Source organism: Planococcus sp. ISL-110 (assembly GCF_018613575.1).
GTDB lineage: Bacteria > Bacillota > Bacilli > Bacillales_A > Planococcaceae > Planococcus.
Genome location: NZ_JAGGPX010000015.1, coordinates 144753 through 163329, shown reverse-complemented (window position 1 = coordinate 163329; position 18577 = coordinate 144753). Strand labels below are relative to the sequence as shown.

Annotated in this window: 18 protein-coding genes, 3 pseudogenes and 1 riboswitch; of the genes and pseudogenes, 2 read left to right on the top strand and 19 right to left on the bottom strand. The window is 46.1% G+C overall.

What is annotated here, in order from left to right; translation table 11 throughout:
* Positions 1 to 18: 18 nt before the first annotated feature.
* Positions 19 to 588, bottom strand: a complete 570-nt coding sequence (locus tag J7I83_RS10870) for a bifunctional transcriptional activator/DNA repair enzyme AdaA (protein WP_215100715.1) — start codon at positions 586 to 588, stop codon at positions 19 to 21.
* A 228-nt stretch (positions 589 to 816) separates the two neighbouring features.
* Here J7I83_RS10870 and J7I83_RS10865 point away from each other — a divergent pair, with 228 nt between their 5' ends.
* Entirely contained in the window at positions 817 to 1173 is a 357-nt protein-coding gene (locus tag J7I83_RS10865; RefSeq protein ID WP_215100714.1) for a hypothetical protein, read from the top strand.
* Positions 1174 to 1632: 459 nt separating this feature from the next.
* On the opposite strand, the gene J7I83_RS10860 is transcribed toward J7I83_RS10865, so the two are convergent.
* The 6 genes and pseudogenes from J7I83_RS10860 to J7I83_RS10835 all read right to left on the bottom strand — a co-directional run bounded on the left by J7I83_RS10860 (position 1633) and on the right by J7I83_RS10835 (position 6564).
* The gene (locus J7I83_RS10860; protein WP_215100713.1) at positions 1633 to 1878 is read right to left on the bottom strand and encodes a hypothetical protein; all 246 of its coding nucleotides are present in this window, start codon (positions 1876 to 1878) and stop codon (positions 1633 to 1635) included.
* A gap of 221 nt (positions 1879 to 2099) precedes the next feature.
* Entirely contained in the window at positions 2100 to 2786 is a 687-nt protein-coding gene (locus tag J7I83_RS10855; protein ID WP_215100712.1) for a FusB/FusC family EF-G-binding protein, read from the bottom strand.
* A gap of 407 nt (positions 2787 to 3193) precedes the next feature.
* Positions 3194 to 3892, bottom strand: a complete 699-nt coding sequence (locus tag J7I83_RS10850) for an aspartate/glutamate racemase family protein (RefSeq protein ID WP_215100711.1) — start codon at positions 3890 to 3892, stop codon at positions 3194 to 3196.
* Between the two features lie 148 nt (positions 3893 to 4040).
* Positions 4041 to 4784, bottom strand: coding sequence for an SDR family NAD(P)-dependent oxidoreductase (locus tag J7I83_RS10845; protein WP_215100710.1), 744 nt, complete (start codon positions 4782 to 4784; stop codon positions 4041 to 4043).
* 91 nt (positions 4785 to 4875) lie between these two features.
* A pseudogene (locus J7I83_RS10840) lies at positions 4876 to 5340 on the bottom strand (ABC transporter permease subunit); the annotation flags it as partial.
* 534 nt (positions 5341 to 5874) lie between these two features.
* Entirely contained in the window at positions 5875 to 6564 is a 690-nt protein-coding gene (locus J7I83_RS10835; RefSeq protein ID WP_215100709.1) for a GntR family transcriptional regulator, read from the bottom strand.
* A gap of 242 nt (positions 6565 to 6806) precedes the next feature.
* Between J7I83_RS10835 and J7I83_RS10830 the strand changes: the two genes are divergently transcribed.
* The gene (locus tag J7I83_RS10830; protein WP_215100708.1) at positions 6807 to 7844 is read left to right on the top strand and encodes a PTS sugar transporter subunit IIC; all 1038 of its coding nucleotides are present in this window, start codon (positions 6807 to 6809) and stop codon (positions 7842 to 7844) included.
* 131 nt (positions 7845 to 7975) lie between these two features.
* Here J7I83_RS10830 and pabB read toward each other — a convergent pair whose 3' ends face one another.
* The 12 genes and pseudogenes from pabB to J7I83_RS10770 form a co-directional block, all read right to left on the bottom strand.
* Entirely contained in the window at positions 7976 to 9733 is a 1758-nt protein-coding gene (gene pabB, locus J7I83_RS10825; protein WP_215100707.1) for an aminodeoxychorismate synthase component I, read from the bottom strand.
* Complete coding sequence (locus J7I83_RS10820; protein WP_215100706.1) at positions 9708 to 10331, bottom strand: anthranilate synthase component II; 624 nt, start codon at positions 10329 to 10331, stop codon at positions 9708 to 9710. Before J7I83_RS10820 ends, pabB begins: the two co-directional genes overlap by 26 nt.
* A 144-nt stretch (positions 10332 to 10475) precedes the next feature.
* The gene (locus tag J7I83_RS10815) at positions 10476 to 10823 is read right to left on the bottom strand and encodes a GNAT family N-acetyltransferase (RefSeq protein ID WP_215100705.1); all 348 of its coding nucleotides are present in this window, start codon (positions 10821 to 10823) and stop codon (positions 10476 to 10478) included.
* Between the two features lie 26 nt (positions 10824 to 10849).
* Complete coding sequence (locus tag J7I83_RS10810; protein WP_215100704.1) at positions 10850 to 11254, bottom strand: DUF1259 domain-containing protein; 405 nt, start codon at positions 11252 to 11254, stop codon at positions 10850 to 10852.
* Between the two features lie 507 nt (positions 11255 to 11761).
* Positions 11762 to 11941 (bottom strand): hypothetical protein, encoded by a 180-nt coding sequence (locus J7I83_RS10805; protein WP_215100703.1) that lies wholly within the window; start codon positions 11939 to 11941, stop codon positions 11762 to 11764.
* Between the two features lie 27 nt (positions 11942 to 11968).
* Positions 11969 to 12445 (bottom strand): flavodoxin domain-containing protein, encoded by a 477-nt coding sequence (locus J7I83_RS10800; protein ID WP_215100702.1) that lies wholly within the window; start codon positions 12443 to 12445, stop codon positions 11969 to 11971.
* Positions 12426 to 13472, bottom strand: coding sequence for a ribonucleotide-diphosphate reductase subunit beta (locus tag J7I83_RS10795; RefSeq protein WP_215100701.1), 1047 nt, complete (start codon positions 13470 to 13472; stop codon positions 12426 to 12428). Before J7I83_RS10795 ends, J7I83_RS10800 begins: the two co-directional genes overlap by 20 nt.
* A 12-nt stretch (positions 13473 to 13484) precedes the next feature.
* Positions 13485 to 14414: pseudogene (locus J7I83_RS10790) on the bottom strand (ribonucleoside-diphosphate reductase subunit alpha); the annotation flags it as partial.
* A 280-nt stretch (positions 14415 to 14694) separates the two neighbouring features.
* A complete protein-coding gene (locus J7I83_RS10785) occupies positions 14695 to 15315 on the bottom strand; it encodes a hypothetical protein (RefSeq protein ID WP_215100700.1) in 621 nt (206 codons plus the stop codon).
* Positions 15316 to 15457: 142 nt separating this feature from the next.
* Positions 15458 to 16822, bottom strand: a pseudogene (locus J7I83_RS10780) (ribonucleotide reductase N-terminal alpha domain-containing protein); the annotation flags it as partial.
* A gap of 1 nt (position 16823) precedes the next feature.
* Positions 16824 to 17309 (bottom strand): acyl-CoA thioesterase, encoded by a 486-nt coding sequence (locus tag J7I83_RS10775; protein ID WP_215100791.1) that lies wholly within the window; start codon positions 17307 to 17309, stop codon positions 16824 to 16826.
* 154 nt (positions 17310 to 17463) lie between these two features.
* Positions 17464 to 17641, bottom strand: a riboswitch (cobalamin riboswitch).
* 103 nt (positions 17642 to 17744) lie between these two features.
* Positions 17745 to 18524 carry a PAS domain S-box protein gene (locus J7I83_RS10770; RefSeq protein ID WP_215100699.1) on the bottom strand — a complete coding sequence of 260 codons (780 nt, stop codon included), beginning with the start codon at positions 18522 to 18524 and terminating at the stop codon, positions 17745 to 17747.
* Positions 18525 to 18577: the final 53 nt, after the last annotated feature.

Genomic DNA, 18577 nt, shown 5'->3' with positions numbered 1-18577 from the left:
GCTCATCATCCCCCTTCTTCATGACGAAACCGGCTCGTTCAGCTTCCGGAATTCATGCGGGGAGTGGGCCTTAAGCTTGCGAAAGATTTTATAGAAATTGGAGGGGCTTTGAAATCCCGTTTCAAAACATACGTCAAGATTGGATAAGTTGCTCTGCTTCAAGAGATGTGCTGCTTTGTCGATACGAATCCTCTCCAAACAGGAACGCGGAGTTTCGGACGTTTCCTGCTTGAATACGCGTTCGAGGTAAGATGGACTCATGCCAATATGGTCGGCTATGTCCTGCAGGCTGATGCTTTCCCGGTAATTGGCCGACAGGTAATCCATCACGTTACGGGCAAGTTCTTCATCGGGCGAATATTCCGTTTCAGGCTGGCATCTTTTGCATGCCCGAAATCCTTTCGCTTCGGCTTCGGCCATGGTCGAATAGAACTCGACATTGCTTTTCTTCGGTTTTCGGGACCGGCAAGATGGACGGCAGTAAATTTTGGTTGTTTTGACCGCTGTGTAGAAGAGGCCATCATACTTCCGGTCGCAGGCCATGACTTTTTCCCACATCTCTTCAAAGGAAAAACACATTTTCTCCATGACTCGGTCTCCTTCCGCTTTATTGAGTGTTCTTTGCTCCATTATATCCAAGAACTGCACAATCTTCAGCTTTCCGCTTTTTTTGTTTTCTCCATTTTATAACCGTGAACTGGGAGATGCATCCTCAATCTTGCCCTTACAGTCCGAAAAATCGCGAGCGAAAGAATTTTATTTCCAACCGCCTTCTCTTATAATGAAGAAGATATCTATGAAAGAAGGAATAAGTTCATGATACAAATTTTTTGGTACATATACGCGGCATTTCTAGCTACGTCCACGATTGGCTTCTTCATTCATGGCGGCTATCGGAGCGCCATTTTCCTGATTGATCTGGCATTCACGGTTATTGCCTGGGTAGGCCTTTTTGGGTTTGTCACCCATTACCAGATCTTCACGCCGTTTGTTTGGCAAGTGATCTTTGCGGCTGTGATCTTATGGGACTTGTTGTTTTTCTTCTTTATCAAGTCGCATGTCACGGCGGAAGAACCAGAAGCTGGCACTCTATCCATGACCATTATTTCCGGTGTGTTGATGTTGGTTTTTCTTAGCCCTCTCTATTATGCTTTATTCCAATATGCCTTTTAAGAGATTTACTTTGCTCCACGTGAAAGACCGCTGTGCTCCAATTTCATTTTGGACTACAGCGGTCTTTTTTGCGGATAGGCCGCTTACTGCTCCTGCCCTTTCAGTTCTTCCACTGGATTCTCGAGTTGTTCAAAGTCGTCAAGCCGGCAGCCCACCAAGGTTCCCGGAGTTCTGGCCGAAATGATATCGCCACTCACTTGCTTAAAACAATCGCCGCCTTCTGCTCTTTCTTCTAAATAGTCTTGAACTACTAAATAATAGGATATGGAGCAAAAAAGCGACGCATGGCGAAGACAGTGCAACCGGCTGAAAGCATCCGCCGGGATGGATAGCAGCTCCACTTGGGTGATGGATGGTGTCTAGGTGGATCTCATCATAATCAAAGATATGTGAAGACATGCCGTTGATCAGGCTGCCCCATAAAAGATCCACTTTTTCCGACCGGCCAAAAATTGCAACTTATTCAGCCGATTGGATATCTTCTTTTAATGCCAGCACCCTGTCTACAGAAGGATGCTGTGAAGCGCCATTGGCCACACCCATCCAGTTAAAGAGACTCTTCTTGCCATACATTTGAATCCTTTCTGGAATTTTTTCCAAGCTTGTCTTTAGAATGTTTTCGTCACCATAATCACATTCCACTTCTCTACCTTTTGCATCGTATGCATCCACGCTTGCCGAACATTGTTGCTGTGCTTTCTGCAAACTCTCCATCCTCCGATTTAATGGCTTCAAGAATCCGCTTATGCTCTTCGAGATTTTCAAGCGGCCGTCTGGAATAAGACAGTGCCCGGATTTTATTTTTCTCAGAAAAAAATCAATTTTAGGGCGAAAATTTTTTTATTATATACTACCATTTTTCCGACAAAAAAACCGCTCCATAAGCCATTGGAACGACTTCTGGAAACGGTTGCTTTCATGCTTGTTTATTTCTGGAACTGGCCGATAAATTCATTCAAGCGATTCAGGGTATTGACGTTGTCGTTGCAGGCAGCAGAATCTTGGCAAATGTAATTGCCGCGCTTGATAAATTGATCCTGCCCCGAGCTTTTCGTCTTGGCGATGAACATGCCGACTTTGCTGTGGCGATTGCAGATGGTGCAGATGCCCTGCTTTTCGCTGCGTGTAAAGCTCCCTTGAACACCGATAAGCCGATTGTTTTCATCAGCCACCAAATACATCAGACTGGAACTTTCTGTCCAAGCCAAATAGGAGGTTCTGTTGAAATTGATATTTTCCAGCTTCGGGCCTTTCATTTTTTTTGCTTTTGGGAATAATTTCTTTAATCCTTGGTCAGTGACTGCTTTAAATGGAATGATGTAGGGCTGGAGCTGTCCAAGGAATGCTTCCGCATCACCAAGTTCCTTCACCTGTACCAATGGATTGAGAAGTTTTTTCTGTTCCTCAGTGAGTGTGGGAAATAGCTTATAGACTTTCTCGTGCGCGAGATGCCTCAGGACATTCAATACTTCCATATCATTGGTGCTGGCCTGGCCTGCAACCAGAATTTTTGTCTGGTCCTTGATGAAATTGTATTGGTCGTTCCGGATAAAAGCTTTCGGATTTTCCGCTGCGCTGCCACTGTTCTGGTCTGTTTCTTTTACATGGATCATATGAGCCCACTCCTTATGTTTTTTGGTTGCGTATATAAGGAAGCAAACCGGGCATGAAGACAGCTGGGTTTTGCGGGAGCGCTTGATGGCTCCTGACATAACAACAACTCTCCAACTGCCAGGCTTTACAGCTGTTTTTCTGACACACCGACAACTAAATTGCGATCATCACTTGATAACACCCTCTCAAAAGGCGAGGCTTTTGCTTTTATCATACTTTATCCAGCTCTTGTTTTCCATCCATCAGATTTTCACCGGATTTACTGAAAAAGACTTGGAACAATAAAAAATAACCGTCTCTTGATGAGGACGGTTATCACGCAGCTTAAATTGGCTGTCCACAGTCACACCTGGTGTATGCGACAGCCTCTATATTCGATTTGAATGGCATATACCGACTCCTATGATCAGTCTTCCAAAATCATTTTCAAAATCTCATCCACATGGATCTCCACAGTGTTCAATTGTGGAATGTCCAGGTCTTCAGGTTTGAAGATCATCGGAAATTCAGTACAGCCGAGGATAAGGCCTTCGATCTGATGTTGCTCGATCATCCGTTCAGCGATAGCCAGGAACGCTTTTTTCGTTTTTTCTTTAACAATTCCCTGTTCCAGCTCCTCAACGATTTTCTCGTGAAGAAATAGTTGTTCATCCTTGTTTGGCACAAAAATCTCTTGTCCATTTCCGGTGAATGGCTTTTTGAAAAAATCGTTTTCCATGGTGAACTGGGTTCCCAGCAAGCCGATTTTTTGGAGCTCCAGATTCCGGGCCTTGCGGTATGTCGCTTCGACAATGCTGATCATTGGTATGTTCACTTTCTGCTGAATCTTTTCAAAGACGATATGCGGTGTATTGGCGGAAATGACTGCGAAGTCTGCCCCTGCTCTTTCCAGGCTCAGTACAGCGGCCGCCAAATATTCAGCCAGCTCTTCTTCCTGCCCGCTCTGGAGCAAGTCGAATATTTTGTACATGTTGATGCTATAGATCAGCAATTCCGGCAGGCTTTCTTGGCTTGCTGTCCGTTTCTGGAATTCGTTGATAATGGATCGGTAGTAGTCGACAGTGGATTCTGGTCCTGTACCGCCGATCATTCCCAGCTTCTTCATGCAGCTCCCCCCTTTTGATTCGGCATTGCTCATTTTAATGCCGTTCTTCATTGCCATAATGTGGCCTTATTTGAAAATTCCCTAATGAGCGGAAGTAAAACTTTCCAATAAAAAAAGCTGCAGGCAGCAGCTCCTTGTCGCATCTTACTTACTGAGCGGTATAGCCGCCGTCAATCATCAATGTACTGCCGGTCACAAATTCATTTTCAACGAGGAAGACGATGGCATGCGCAATTTCTTCCGGCTGCCCCAGTCTGCCGACAGGGTGCTTGCTCACCAATGCGTCATAAAAGTCGCCCAGGGCTTCTCTGCTGACCATACCGGATTCGACATAGCCAGGCGCCACTGCATTGACACGAATTCCATGCTCAGCGTACTGCAAAGCCAAGGACTTGGTCATCAGATTTACAGCACCTTTAGTTGCATTATAAGCAAAAGCACCACCCTCGCCGACAGATCCCAAAATCGAGGATGTATTGACGATGACCCCGCCATCCCCATTTACCAGCATGTTCTTGATGGCGTGTTTAGCACCGAAAAAGACGCCATCCTGGTTAATGGAAATGATTTTATGATAATCTTCATATGTCAATTCATGGGTGACACCGAGTACACCGATACCTGCGTTATTGACCATGATGTCAACTTTTCCGTAACGCTCGACTGTTGCGGAAACCAATTGTTCAACTGATGCTTCGCTCGCTACATCGACGTAAACGAAAGCCACATCGGTGTCTCCCTGATTCAGCTGCTGTTCCGCCTGCTTGCCGCCTTCTTCATTGTAATCCGCAATGACTACTTTCGCCCCTTTTTCAAGAAACGCTTTTGCTGTTGCCAAGCCGATGCCGGACGCCCCGCCGGTCACGATTGCCACTTTGCCTGTTAAATTCATTTATTCCGCCTCCTAGTATTGGAAAATACTCTCACCCTCTATTAAACCTCAGTAGTCTGATTATTACAACTTCCAAAGGGTACGCAAGTCTTTAGTTTGTAGATTTAGCAGGCGTTGGGAAATACCGCTCCTTCATTTTAGTCGACAGGATTTCCAGGATGATGGCAAAAACCAAAATCATGTAAGTGATCATTCCCACTTCACGCAAATCGAAATAGAATCCGGAAGCCATAAATAATTCAAAGCCGATTCCACCTGCTCCTGCAGCCGCCCCCATGGCGACAGCCACGGCAAAATTAATTTCGAAACGCAGGAAGGTCCAGGACAAAAGGTAGGTGAAAGTTGATGGGAGAACCGCGTGCACAACGATGTGCCACCAGTTCGCTCCCGTCGCACGCAAGGCTTCAATGATTCCTTGATCCACTTCTTCAAACGCTTCTGAAAAGGCTTTGACTAGATAAGCGATCGAGTGGAACAGCATGCCAAGCACTGCTGCCTCACTGCCTAATCCAGCTGAGATGGCAAAAATCAGTATCCATAAAACAGTTTTCACGGCATTCGTATTTCTCCGCGATGCTGGCTGCCAGTTCCTTTTGCCAAACGTCCGTCTCCTTTTCAGTTCTATTGCGTCTTTTCATACTCACTGCCTCCTCGTCTGTAAATTCATCGTAACTTGTCGCCAAGTGGCTGTGTATAAAGCTTTCGGAAAACTTATGTAAAGACCCTTCACAATTAAGGCATTAAAAAAACAGGCAAAGGATGATTTCTCCTTTGCCTGTTTCAGCTTGTTGAAAAAGTCTTCACGCTTTCATTTCGCTTCAGGCGGACGCGTTCCACGGGCACGGCCTCTATCGCTTCTGTAGAAGTCCCCCACCCACTTCATTCAAGGAAGATAGAGTTTACTAAGTGGTTTGGAGAAGCGTCCGTTCGACTCCTGCGGGAAAGCGAGACGGCCGAGACCCCGCAGGGAGCAAAGCGAACTAGGAGGCTTGGACGCGAGCGAGCGGTAAGCTTCGGAAAACCACGGCTTGTTAGAAGTTTCTCGACAGCCTAAAACAGGCAAAGGATGATTTCTCCTTTGCCTGTTTTCTTAATCCATTGTGATATCGTATTTAAATCTATCGCTGCGGTACAGGATTTCCGTGTACTCCAGCACCTTGCCAGCCGCTGCATCAATGCAGTCATTTTCCACCACCAGGAGCGGCACCATGCTTTTACAGTCTAGAAGTTGTTGTTCTGCTGACGTCGGAAAGGTAATGCTTAACAGCGTTTTGCTGCCGGCAAATTGGGTATGCCCATACTTACGGTAATAAGCAAACATTGAACTGATTCCGAGTCCTTCTGTTGCTATTTTAGGAAACATTTTCTCGCTTACATAGGAATTATGTATGGCAATCGGTTGTCCGTCGATAAAGCGGATTCGCGAAACCTTATAGACATTGTCCTCCTGATCACACCCCAATATGCTGTAGATCTTTTCCTCGTATCCAACTTTTTCACAGCCAATGAGACGTGTTTCCAAATCATAGCCTGCCTGCTCCATTTTTTCAGTAAAGCTGACCTTACCGGTTAAATGCAGTTGGATTTGTTTGGACTCATCTTTTAAAAACCGACCTTTGCCTTGCTTTGTAAAAAGGTAACCTCGTTCTTCCAGCTTAGTCAACGCCGCGTGCACGGTCATCCGCGTTTCTCCATAACGGTCCGCCAGTTCGTTTTCTGAAGGCAATTTTTCACCGGCTGTAAATTGCTTAGAGGCAATTTTCTCCATTAACTCATCCAAAATCTGCTTTTCTTTATCGAATGAAATAACAAATCCTCCTTATGAACTTTCATACCATTATTATACGCTAAATGTCCTTCTCTTCATCCATTATCATTATTAGTCTCCACACCGAATATACTCCAATATTCAATTACTTTCGCACACCAACGCGTTAATTGACTAAACTTTTTATTGATTTTTATCAAAGTTTTTATTATAGTAGTAACATATTTCGATTGATATAGATGGGAGCTGCAGAGATGAAAGAGTTTTTTGGTAAATTGTTGAATGGCATGAGCATCGGCATTGTAGTCGCCCTGATTCCGAATGCATTACTCGGGGAGATCTTAAAGTTATTGATCCCTCATTTTCCGCCCCTGCAGCATCTTTTTGACATCACAGTCTTCACTATGAGCTTATTGCCTGTAATGATCGGGGTCATGGTCGGAATTTCTTTTAAATTGACCTCCATCCAAACAGCCAGTGTCGGGATTGCCTCGATGGTCGGCAGCGGTGTGGTCCAAAAAACCACTGAAGGCGTCATGACATTAAACGGCATCGGCATTGTCATCAATATCGGGATCACCGCGGCATTGACTGTCTTGTTTGTCCAGTTTCTTGGTGATAAATTGAAGGCATATGCCATTCTACTGATGCCTACTTTGAGCATTCTGATTCCCGGCATGATTGGTTACCTGCTGCTGCCATTCATGAAACACTCGACCGGCATAATCGGCATAGCGGTTGCGCATATCACCTCTTTGCAGCCGGTGCTGATGGGTGCTTTGATTGCAATGATTTTCTGTATCATCATCCTGCTGCCGGTGTCGACAGTAGGTGTCGCCACGGTCATCATGCTTTCAGGCATCGGTGCCGGAGCTGCCAACCTTGGGATCGTTGCAGCCGGTGTCGGCCTGGCTATTTCCAGCTATAAAGCCAATTCAATGGGGACGGCACTTGCTCATGTACTGGGTTCTCCCAAAATTCAGATGAAGAACTTCTTGATGAAGCCGCAAATCGCTATACCCATGCTGATCACCGCCGCTGTGCTGGGTGCTTTGGCAGGCATCCTGAATATACAGGGAACTCCTTACAGTGCCGGATTCGGTTTATCCGGCCTGGTCGGTCCGCTGAATTATATGAACCTTGCGGAAGGCGGCTGGAACGGCCGCAATATCGCCATCATGCTCAGCACATTCCTAGTTCTACCGATCCTCTTGAATGTCGTTTTGCTGTATATCTTTACGCGTAAGCTGAAAATGATCAAATCTGCTGATTATAAACTCGATTTCGAATAAAGAGAAAGTTGGTTGGCCAGAGGGATTATTCTTATTCCCTCTGGCCATCCAATCACAATAAATCAAAAACCCAGCCGAGAGCTCCTTCTTCGGCTGGGTTTTACTGCTTTCAGAACTATTATATTGGCCGATTAGAACAGCGTTTCCAGGTTTTCCAGCTCGACGGCAAGCCAGCCGCGCACACCGTTGATCAGCCAAATAGCGTCACAGTCCCGAAGTGCTTCTTTATGGATGATTTTTTCTTCGATCAGTTTTTGATCCAATAGCTGTTGCCTGAAAGTACCTGCCAGCAAGCCGCAGGAAACCGGAGGCGTGAAGAATCGCCCGTTCTTTTCAACCACCACATTGCCGATGGTGAATTCCGTCAGCTGTCGGTTTTCATTCCATAACAAAACCGAAAACATATCGCTCGGAAGTTTGTTGCTAGCCTGGTCGTATACCTCACGGTGCGTCGTTTTATGGAACAGGAATGGGTTCCTGCTGTCTACTGCCGATAACGCCATGGCGCAATTTACCGGTTCTTCGATGGGAACCGTTTTCTGGGCCTGCAACTCCACTTGGCCTTTTTCATCCAGCAACAGTCGAATCTTGTAGGTGCCTTCTGGGTATTTTTTTGCCAGCTTCATTAATTCATCTTCAACTTCCTGAATATTTCCCGGGAAATGAAAATAAACGGCAGAATCTTGAAGGCGTGCCATGTGATACCGCAGCAAAGGGTATTTTCCATCCTCCAGCTTCAAGGATTCCAGCAGGCTGAACACCGGGCGCTTGGCTGTCAGTACTTCTGCTTTTGTCTGCAGTTCTCGGTATTCTCCTTCAGAAGTCGAATCCCAGGTGATGCCGCCTCCCACTCCATAACGCGCCGTCCCTTTTTCCTGGTCAAGGATGACTGTCCGGATCGGCACATTGAAGATAGCATCTTTGTCAGGGGTTATAAAACCGATAGCGCCGCAATACACTTCCCTCGGCGTCTGTTCCAGTTCGGCTATGTATTTCATAGTGCTGACTTTGGGAGCGCCAGTAATCGACCCGCATGGAAATAATGCCTGAAACCAGTCGAGGATGGTCGTTGTTTCATCCAGTTGCGCTCCAATGGTCGATGTCAGCTGATGAACAGTCGGATAGGTTTCCACTGTAAACAGCGGATCCGCTTTGACTGTACCCCGCTCCGCTAACCGGCTCATATCGTTTCGAAGCAGATCAACGATCATCAGGTTTTCAGCCCGTTCTTTTTCAGAAGCCCTCAGCTCTGTAATCCGGGTCCGGTCTTCCTGCGTTGTACGTCCTCTGGGTGCTGTGCCTTTCATCGGTTTGGCTGTCAGTTTGCCTTTGTGGACTTTAAAGAACAACTCAGGGGATGCCGACAGGACGCGGTACCTGCCAAGATTCAAATACGCACCATAGTCGGCTTGCTGATTTCTCGCCAGTTGACGGTAGAACGCCAGGTCGCTGCCCGCAAATTTGGCAACAAGGCGTTCGGTGTAATTCACCTGATAGGTATCGCCTTCTTCGATGGCTTGTTTGATCTGCTGAATCCCTTCTTTGTACCGTTCCACAGAGCTTGCCATCTTCCATTCTGAAACGCGGTATGGCTGCTCTTCCGAAATGGAAAAGCTTTTTTTCGGCTCATTGAAAATACCGAACCAGACAAGCGGCATTTCACCTCCCGGCTGTACATGCATTTCCGGATGAAAAGCCGGCGCTGCTTCGTAGGATACGTATCCCGCAGCGTAAAATCCGTCCCCAACTGCCTTTTCCACCTTCTCCATAATTTCTGGCACTTCCGAAAGGACGCTTGTTTCAAGAACACGTAAAGGTTCGCTGAACAGGAGCGGTTCAATTCTTCCGTCCTCATTCCGAAACTCATACAGTAGGTAAGGGTTTTGCACGTCCGGCACCTCCCTTATTATTTTCTTTCCACTGCTTTGCTGATTGATAGCTGTTCTTCAGCATATTGAAGCCCTCTGCAGTCAATATCGATTCTGGATGAAACTGCATGCCTTCAATCGGCAGATACTGATGGCGGACTGCCATAATCGCGCCATCTTCTGAACGGGCGGTTACTGACAGGCAGCCAGGCAGTGGTTCTTCCGCCACCAAAGAATGATAGCGGGTCACAGCTGTCGGGTTAGGGATCTCTTTGAACAGCCCATCCCCATTATGCGTCAACATGGAGACCTTTCCGTGCATCGGCTGGCTTCCTTTAACGATCCGTCCACCGAAATGCTCAATGATGGTTTGATGCCCCAGGCAAACGCCGAGTATGGGAATCTGCCCACTCAGCTCCGTCAGCACATCCCTGCTCGCCCCTTCTGCAGCAGGACGTCCAGGGCCGGGCGACAGGACAATCAGTTCCGGCATAAGATCTTCTATTTGTTTTGCAGTCAATTCCCCGTTTTGAAAAACCAGCACTGTAGAATCCAACTGCTGAAAATAATGAACCAGGTTGTAGGTGAATGAATCCTGGTTATCGATAATGATGATCATGATGAGCACCTCTTTAATTTCACTTTATTTAAATCTGTCAGATGCTTTTATTATACGCTGTGGACAGGCTAAGATGGAAATTTCTCCATAGCGAAAAGCCGACTGTGAATTAACATAGCCGACTTTTCTGTAAGGTGTTTTGTTTTAAACTCTGCACTTCATCATGAATACCTTTGTTTCCTCGGTCGGTTTCGCTCTCCGTTTTCCCATCAGCCTTTCGGTACGTGCCACCATTTTCTGGCCGATTCCCTCTCCCCGAAATGAAGGAATCACCGAAATGTGCTGGATGGTGAAGCTTTCATCATCTTCTATCTGAATACCGATGGCTCCTACGTAACCTTCGCCTTCTTTCCAAAGGAAAAGCTGCCAGTCGGGGCGTTCATTGTACCGTTGCATAGTCTTTTTCAGTTGTTTGACATTTCGCTCCTTGGGCATAAAGGACAACAGGCCCATAGCGATTTTTTCATGTGCTTGCTTGTATCTGTTCAGCATTGGAATCTCCTTTCTTCAGCAGCTGTTCAAACCAGGGAATTTTGCTCGATGGCATCAAAAGCAGAAGACAATCTGGCGGCAAAGTCCTCAGGCGCTTCTTCTGAAGACAGATAGACACAAATAATATCCGGATTAATGTCCATGCGGTGCTGGTAGTTGTTCGGCAACGGAATCGGATGCCGGTGAAGTGCATTTATAAAAAAAGCCAGCTCTCCTGGCAGCAAAAAAATCTCCGCCTGGTTGAATGCCTTTCCATTATCCTTAAGATTCTTAAAAGAAATGTCATGGTCTAATGTACAGCTAAAATTTTTATTATAAGAAGAAATGTTAATGGTCCTTTTTCTTTTGACCAAACATTCTCCCGCCTCCACTTCCACCTCTGCATTCATCAGCATACCCACTTGTTCAGCCAATTGCTCTAAGTGTTCCATCCTGCTCATCCTCTCTTTTTTTTCCAGACCTTTAAAATCATTGTTTAAAAAAGGAATTCGTCACACAAAAACGCCGAAAAGAATCGAAAGACTCTTTTCGGCGTTGTTTACAGCGCTATCGTCTGTCACATTCAGCCAAATCATTCAGGCATTATCAATTTTTCTTGAGCAATCAAACAACTGCAAATTAGCTTTTTAATGGCAACGCCAATATCTTCTGTTCCCCTAATTTGTCAGCTCTGGAAAGAGAAATGGTGTGTTGAGCTGAAGACTTTAACAAACGCCATGAGATATAAGTTTTTCCGCACCTATTGTTTATAGGCAGCGAGAATACAGGCCGAAAAGAATCCAGCTGTTTTGCAGCCGGAAATATTGAGTCACTCTTTCTTAGACTCTTTTCTTTTCTATACCCTTTTACACGAATAAAACACTTTTTCTCCAAAATAAAAAACCGCCTTTCGGCGATTTTCAACCAAACTTTGGTTCATTTTCAAATAGGGAAGACAATCAATATCCCCCTTCGGAATCGTCCTCTTCAGACTCCGAATCATCCATATCGGAATCCTCTTCGTTCTGCATTTCCATATCTTCGTTGTCTTCAGCCGGTTCATCGTTACCGCATGCGGTGAGCATCCCTATTGATAAAAAGCCAGCCACTCCGAGCTTTAACCATTTTCTTTGCACCATTTGCACCGCTCCTCATAACATCATATTTTAATTATCCATACCCGTTGTTTTGAGTGGGAAAACTTTGATCAGTTCCACTAATTTTTCGCAGCGCCTGCGGTCACTCGGCTGCGGCATCAATTCCACTTTCAGGGTTGCCAGCAATTGCGTCTTGACGTACAGCATGTCGCGGAAATGGTCGACCGCGCCGCAAAACTCCGCAAAAAAGCTGTCGCCAGTCCCGAAAGCGGCGGTCCTCAGCTCTTTGTTGTCCAGGCCCTCGATAGCTTGGTACAGCCTGCGCATTTCTTCCGGAATTTCCCCGCTTCCCCACGTATAGGTTCCGATCAATACCACCTCACAACTGGGCAGTTCGGACAAAGGAAATTCTTCTACACGGTACAAATTGGTTTCAAGACCCTGGCTCAATGCAGCCTCCTGCAGCATCTCCGCTAACTGCTCGGTATTGCCGGTGACAGATGCGTAGACGATGGTTAGTTTCGGGTTAAAGTTCGTCAAAGCCATTCGACTGCGACACTTTGGTATACGTCCGTGATTTCTGTTCGAAAAAGTCGGATTTCGTATCGTTCATCATGTCATCGCCAAATACTTGAATCCACGGCATCGGATTGCTGCGCTCTTCGTAAAGATTGTCCAATCCCAACTGGCGCAGCCGTTTGTTGGCCAAATACTCCACGTAGCCGGCAAACTCCTCCAAATCCAGTCCCTCGATATCGGCCAGAATATAATGCGCCCATTCTTTCTCGAGCGCCACCGCCCGATCGATGGTCGTGTAGATATATTGAATATTTTCATCCGTGTTCAATTCTGGATTTTCCGTCAACATGATCCGGATAAACTGGGCAATAAAATAAGCATGCTGCATTTCATCGCGCTGGATATAGCTGATCATCGTACTGGTTTTCAGCATTTTCTGCTGGCGCGCCAGGTGATAGAAAAAAGCAAAGCCGGCATAAAAATAAATGCCTTCCAGGTTAATGGAATTGACGCTCAGCTTGAACAGGTTTTGCGGCGTGGGATTTTGGCGGAACTCCTCGTAGGCATCCAGGATCCCTTCGTTGCGCTTTTGGACGACCGGATCGCTTTTCGCCTGGTCGAAGCGCGCATTCTGCTCGCTGACCGAGACCAGCGAACTCAAGATATAGGAATACGATTCGGTATGGACCGCTTCCTGCTGGGAAATAACTGCAAAAATGGCTTTAAAGCTGGAATCGGTGACATAATCCATCGCCTGGCTCATCGTAGGGGTCTGCAGGCTGTCGAGTGATGCCAGTTGCGTATTGATGCGCAAAAAGACGTCCTTCTCCACATCACTCAAGCTGTCCCATTGCTTGATATCGTCCTGCATATTAATTTCCTGCGCTTTCCAGAAGTTTGCTAGGAGAGCTTGATACAGATCGTACATTTGCGGATAGGCGATATCGTTCCAGTTCAGCAAGCCCGAAGACTGGCCGTTCAAGACGCCAGTCGATTTGTTCGGGTGCTCCGGATTCAATAGTTTAATCTTCGTCAACGGTTCATGCAGGGTCATCGGAATCCTCCTTTAGCTTTGGCACGCTTCGCATTCTTCAATTTCCGCCTGTGACGTGCTGCGGACGTAATAGGTCGTTTTCAGGTTTTGCTTCCACGCTTCCAAGTGAAGATCCAGCAATTCCTTGGCTTTGATGGTATGCGGCACATAAAAGTTAAAGCTGATGGATTGGTCGATATGCCGCTGCCGCGCTGCATTTTGGCGGATGCTCCATTTCTGGTCCAGCACGTGGCGCGCACGGCGGTAATAATCGTATGTGTTATGGTCTAAATCAGGCGCTGTCACCTTGAACTTGAAATTCTTTTTTTCTTCCGCGTATTCAACAGCGTAAAGGGGATCGATGCCATCTGTCGAACCGCCGATTTTGGCGGTCGATGAGTTCGGCGCGACGGCCATCATCCAGCCGTTGCGGACACCCGTTGATGCCACTGCTTGCTGCAATTGCTTCCAGCGTTCACCACTGTAGTTGCGGCGCTCAAAATACTCGCCGGTCTGCCATTCAGAACCCGCAAACTTGCTGAAGGCGCCTTTTTCTTCGGCCAGCTGCATCGAAGCGCAGATTGTCTGATAAGCAATTTCCTCGTACAGCGTATCTGCAAACTCCACAGCCTTTTCGGTTTCCCAATGGATGCCCTCGAGTGCAAGTAGGTGGTGCCATCCGAAAGTTCCGACGCCTACTCCGCGATATTTTTTATTCGTGGCATCGGCCTGCCCGACGGAAATCGTATTCAGGTCGATGACGTTATCCAGCATACGTACCTGGACCCGTATCACCCGCTCCAAGACGTCCGCTTTGAACGCTCTTGGCAAATTGATCGAAGACAAGTTGCAGACGACAAAATCGCCCGGCTTGCGAATCATCACAAGGTTGCCATCTTCATCGGTGTATTCTTTCATGATGGTAGTTGCTGACATGTTTTGCATAATTTCTGTCCTTCTATTCAATTGAGTTCGCTAAACTCAATTCGCATTCTAGATGCAGCTGCATGTCGCCATGCAGAGTAGACTATATCATCACCCTTATACTTGGGTGCCCACCGTTTCGGACCGCTTGGCCCTACTCTACTCGCTTCCGCATAATGCGTGCTTTCGATAGTCGTTCGGCATTTACTCTTTAATTATGAAGTGATTGGGAAAGTTTTTAGAATACATTCGGTTTCTCATACTATGGGTTGAAATTCCATGAGCACTAGCAGCTTTAGCAATGCTTTCGTATTGAACATCACCTACTTGACATCTGTAAGCACTCGTTTTGTGTGGGTCGTTCAGCTTTTTCGTAGAGTCTTTTATAATTCGGAAAATGTTCAGAGCCTAACCGATAATTAAGAGTTGTAGTTTTACTATTCAGTATTTCCGCTGCTTCTTTACCAGAAGAGTACTCTACATTATCGATTATTACCACTCTAGAATTTGCTTTCCTAACAGAGTCAATCATTTTTTGACTTTTAACTTTGCCATATTGATGATTACTTTTTCCAGACATCTGTTGAATTCTTTGCAGTCTTATTGACTCCTTATTAGGGTTCATTGTAAAAACATCCCCACCAATAGAAGTGAATTTGACATTGTAATAATCTGGAGACTCTACTGCTTTATACAATAAAATGTAGTACTCCTCCAACGCATTAAGTTCTTCAGATGAATTAGCTTCTGCTAGAATGATTCTTGAAAAATTTCCCAACCCATATTTCTTAATTGCTCGTTTAAGATATAGACCTGACCCCATGTACACTTCCCAATTATTCTTACGTGTATATATGCACTTTCCAATATACTTCATATTGTTAATTTGATTAGTTGTTTCGTATATAAAGCCAAAAGGATTAACCACATCTATCACCACATTGATTTTTCCTTATTATGCTCTATTACTATACAACTTTCAAAATTAAAGAGATTTAGCACGGGATTGACTTCAATTAAAAGTGTTTCCCCGTTTAGATGGGTTTTCGGCAGCCATTACTGACTGAAGGTGCTAAGAATTAACACAAATTACTGCAGTAAATTGACGTCAGCCCTCTGCCTCTTGTGTGCTTGTTCGGGTTTTGGCGGTTGACTTCGTCCCGGTAGAACATATACGGCGTACCGGTCTCCAGCTGGGAAACCATGATGCGCGCCATAATTTCCATGGCACGGTATGTTTTGCGCGGCAATAAGGGATGCTCTACAGCCTCCTGGTATTTCTCGCGGAAGTATTTTTTATCGGTCTCGTCATAAAAATCCTCAAGTCCGAGCGCGTTGCCGTCTTCGTCTTTCCAGCCCATCACTTGCTTGATTTGGTGCGGACAGAACGTATGCCATTCACCGATGCTGCGTCCATTTTCATCTTTTTCCTGCAGCCGTTCCATAAACAGATCTGGAATCGACACGCCGGTGAAAATATCGTGCGCTTTGCGGCGCTCGTCACCATTATTGGTTTTCAGATCCAGGAAGCCATTCATGATGTCTTTATGGAAGACATCCAGGTAAATCGCTACTGCGCCCTGACGCTGGCCTAGTTGATCAACGCTGACCGCCGTATCATTGACCAGGCGAATCCACGGCACGACGCCTGAAGAATTGCCTTTGAACTTTTTGATATCCGAGCCCAAAGCCCGCACTTTTCCGTAATAAATTCCGATGCCGCCACCGTCTTTGCTGAGGCGCGCGATGTCCCAGTTATTCAAATAGATGCCGTCCAGTGAATCATCGACAGTATCGATAAAGCAGGAAGACAATTGCCCGAAGCTTTTGCCGGCATTCGACAAAGTTGGTGTCGCTACCGTCATGTACAGATGGCTCATGGCCCAATACGCTTCTTTAACCAGCTCCAGCCGGCGCTCTTTCGGCTCGTTCTGCATCAAGGTCATCGCAATGACAAGAAAACGTTCCTGCGGAAGTTCAAACAGCCGCCCTTCATAGTCTTTCGCCAAATAACGGTCAGCCAGCAGAAAAAGGCCGATGTAGTTGAACAGCAGGTCCCGCTCGGGCGCAATTTCTTCGCCCACTTCGGTGATTTCCTCTTTCGAATAAGCCGCCAGAAGCTCTCCTGAATAAATACCGATCTTCGAAAGCTCGTCAATCAAGCTGTAAAAGTCGCCATATTTTCGGAAAGCGGCATAGTTCCGGCTGCTTCCGGCTTTTTCATACAAGTCGCTGGCATACAATTCTGCTGCGGTATATGTCCAGTTGGGCTCATCCATCGTGATGCGGTTCAGCGCATAAAGCAAGGATTGCTCGCCTTTTGCCTGTCCAGCCAATTTTGCTGTCCGTTCCAGCAATTCCCGCGTATCGAGTCCGTATACGTCCGTTGCCCGTTGAAGAGCTTTTTCCACTGCGTTCATTTCCGTTGCCTCAATTTTTGTGTTCATATCAGCACAACTCCTTTGCGTATTCGTTCACTTTCATGCGACGTTGTTTCCGTTCCTGTGCGCTTTTGAATAATTTTTCCTCAGCCGCCGTTTCCGGAATCACGCCGGTTACAGGCGTCGGTTTGCCGTCGCTGTCGACTGCCACCATCGTCAAGATGGCCGTCGTCGTCAAACTTCTGCCGCCGGTTTCAATTTGCTGGCATTCGGCTTTGACATACACTTCCATCGATGTTCTTCCGGTAGATATAACCACGCCCTCTAATATAAGGACATCTCCCACTTTCGCAGAAGACAGGAAATTCACAGTGTCGATCGAAGCCGTCACGACTGCTTTTCCGCTATGCCTCATCGCTGTGATGGCGGCAATTTCATCAATATATGCCAACACGGTGCCTCCGAAGATGGTGCCCATATGATTGGTGTCAGGCGGCAACACCAGCCTTGTTTGAATAGTTCTTGCCACGCCTGCAGCTAATGCCTGTGCCATTTTCATTCATTCCTCCATCTTTGTAAAAAAAAAAAAGAAAACCCCATCCTCTCAGGGAGGATGGGGTTGAAAACGCAGAATATCGAATGAAAACAGCAAAAACCAGCTGCTCCACACAAAATACCTTCGTTATCCCTCTCAGCTCCCGGAGAAGATCTAAACTATAACGAAGGCAGGTCTCCTGGCTTGTGCGTCACCCTTGCCATCTCCTTCCCGTCCGTTGGACAGTGGATTATGATAGCTCGTCAGCACTTACAGTTGCGGGAACAGCTCCGGAATTCTACCGGATTCCCTATTAAGCCTTTTCAGGCACCTTCATTATTGGTCATACTATATATAGTGTATATTTTTCAAAAAACACTAAATATTGTATTTCTAACTATAAATCACTTTGGTCGCTTTGACAAGAACTTTCAAGCGCAAAGCAGAAGATTCTTAAGTCACAGTTAAATACTGCTTTAAAGCCTGTTTGACTGTGCCCATTGTCTTCAATTGGCTGAAGTCCACACGTGCTTCGATCGCTTTTAATGCCAACTCGGGACGAATCCCTGTGAAAATGAGCTCGATGCCGAGCAGTCGCATAATATGATCGATTTTATAAAGGAATTCCCCTACAACATTATCAATATTGTAGATTCCGGATACATCAACGATAAGGCAACTCAGATTCTCTCCCTGAATTTTTTGCGGAATGGCATCGAGCAACCGATTGCTTCGGTCGCCGTCGACCGAACCTACAAGCGGCAGCACTGCAAGACCATCAATGATAGGGACAATAGGTGTGGAAATTTCGTTTTTCAATTGTAGCAGGTCGCGTTCTGTTTGTTTCTGTTCGGTCACATCGCGGATGATCGATTGGATTGCAATCGTCTCTCCGTACTGAACTGGGTAACAGTACAATTCAACATCCGCTTCAGTCCCATCAAAGCGTTTAACGGTTGTCTCCATTAATCCCCCGATGGTACGGTCTTCCATGCCTGTACGGACGCGTTCAGTGATTAATTCTTTATAGTCTTCAGTGAAAACATCCACGACGTTCGCATCGATGAGCGCATCTTTGTCGATTTTGAAAAAATCCGCTCCTGGCTGATTTATATATAAAACTTTCTGATTCGAATGAATAACGATCGTTTCATCCGAATACTCCGCTATTTGCTGATAAATTTTTTCTTTTTCTGTAATGCTCAATTGTGCAGCTGATGATACAGTTGGCATTTTCTCTCACTCCTTTTGGCTAAGAAACTGCCTTGCCATCCATTTTACACTTT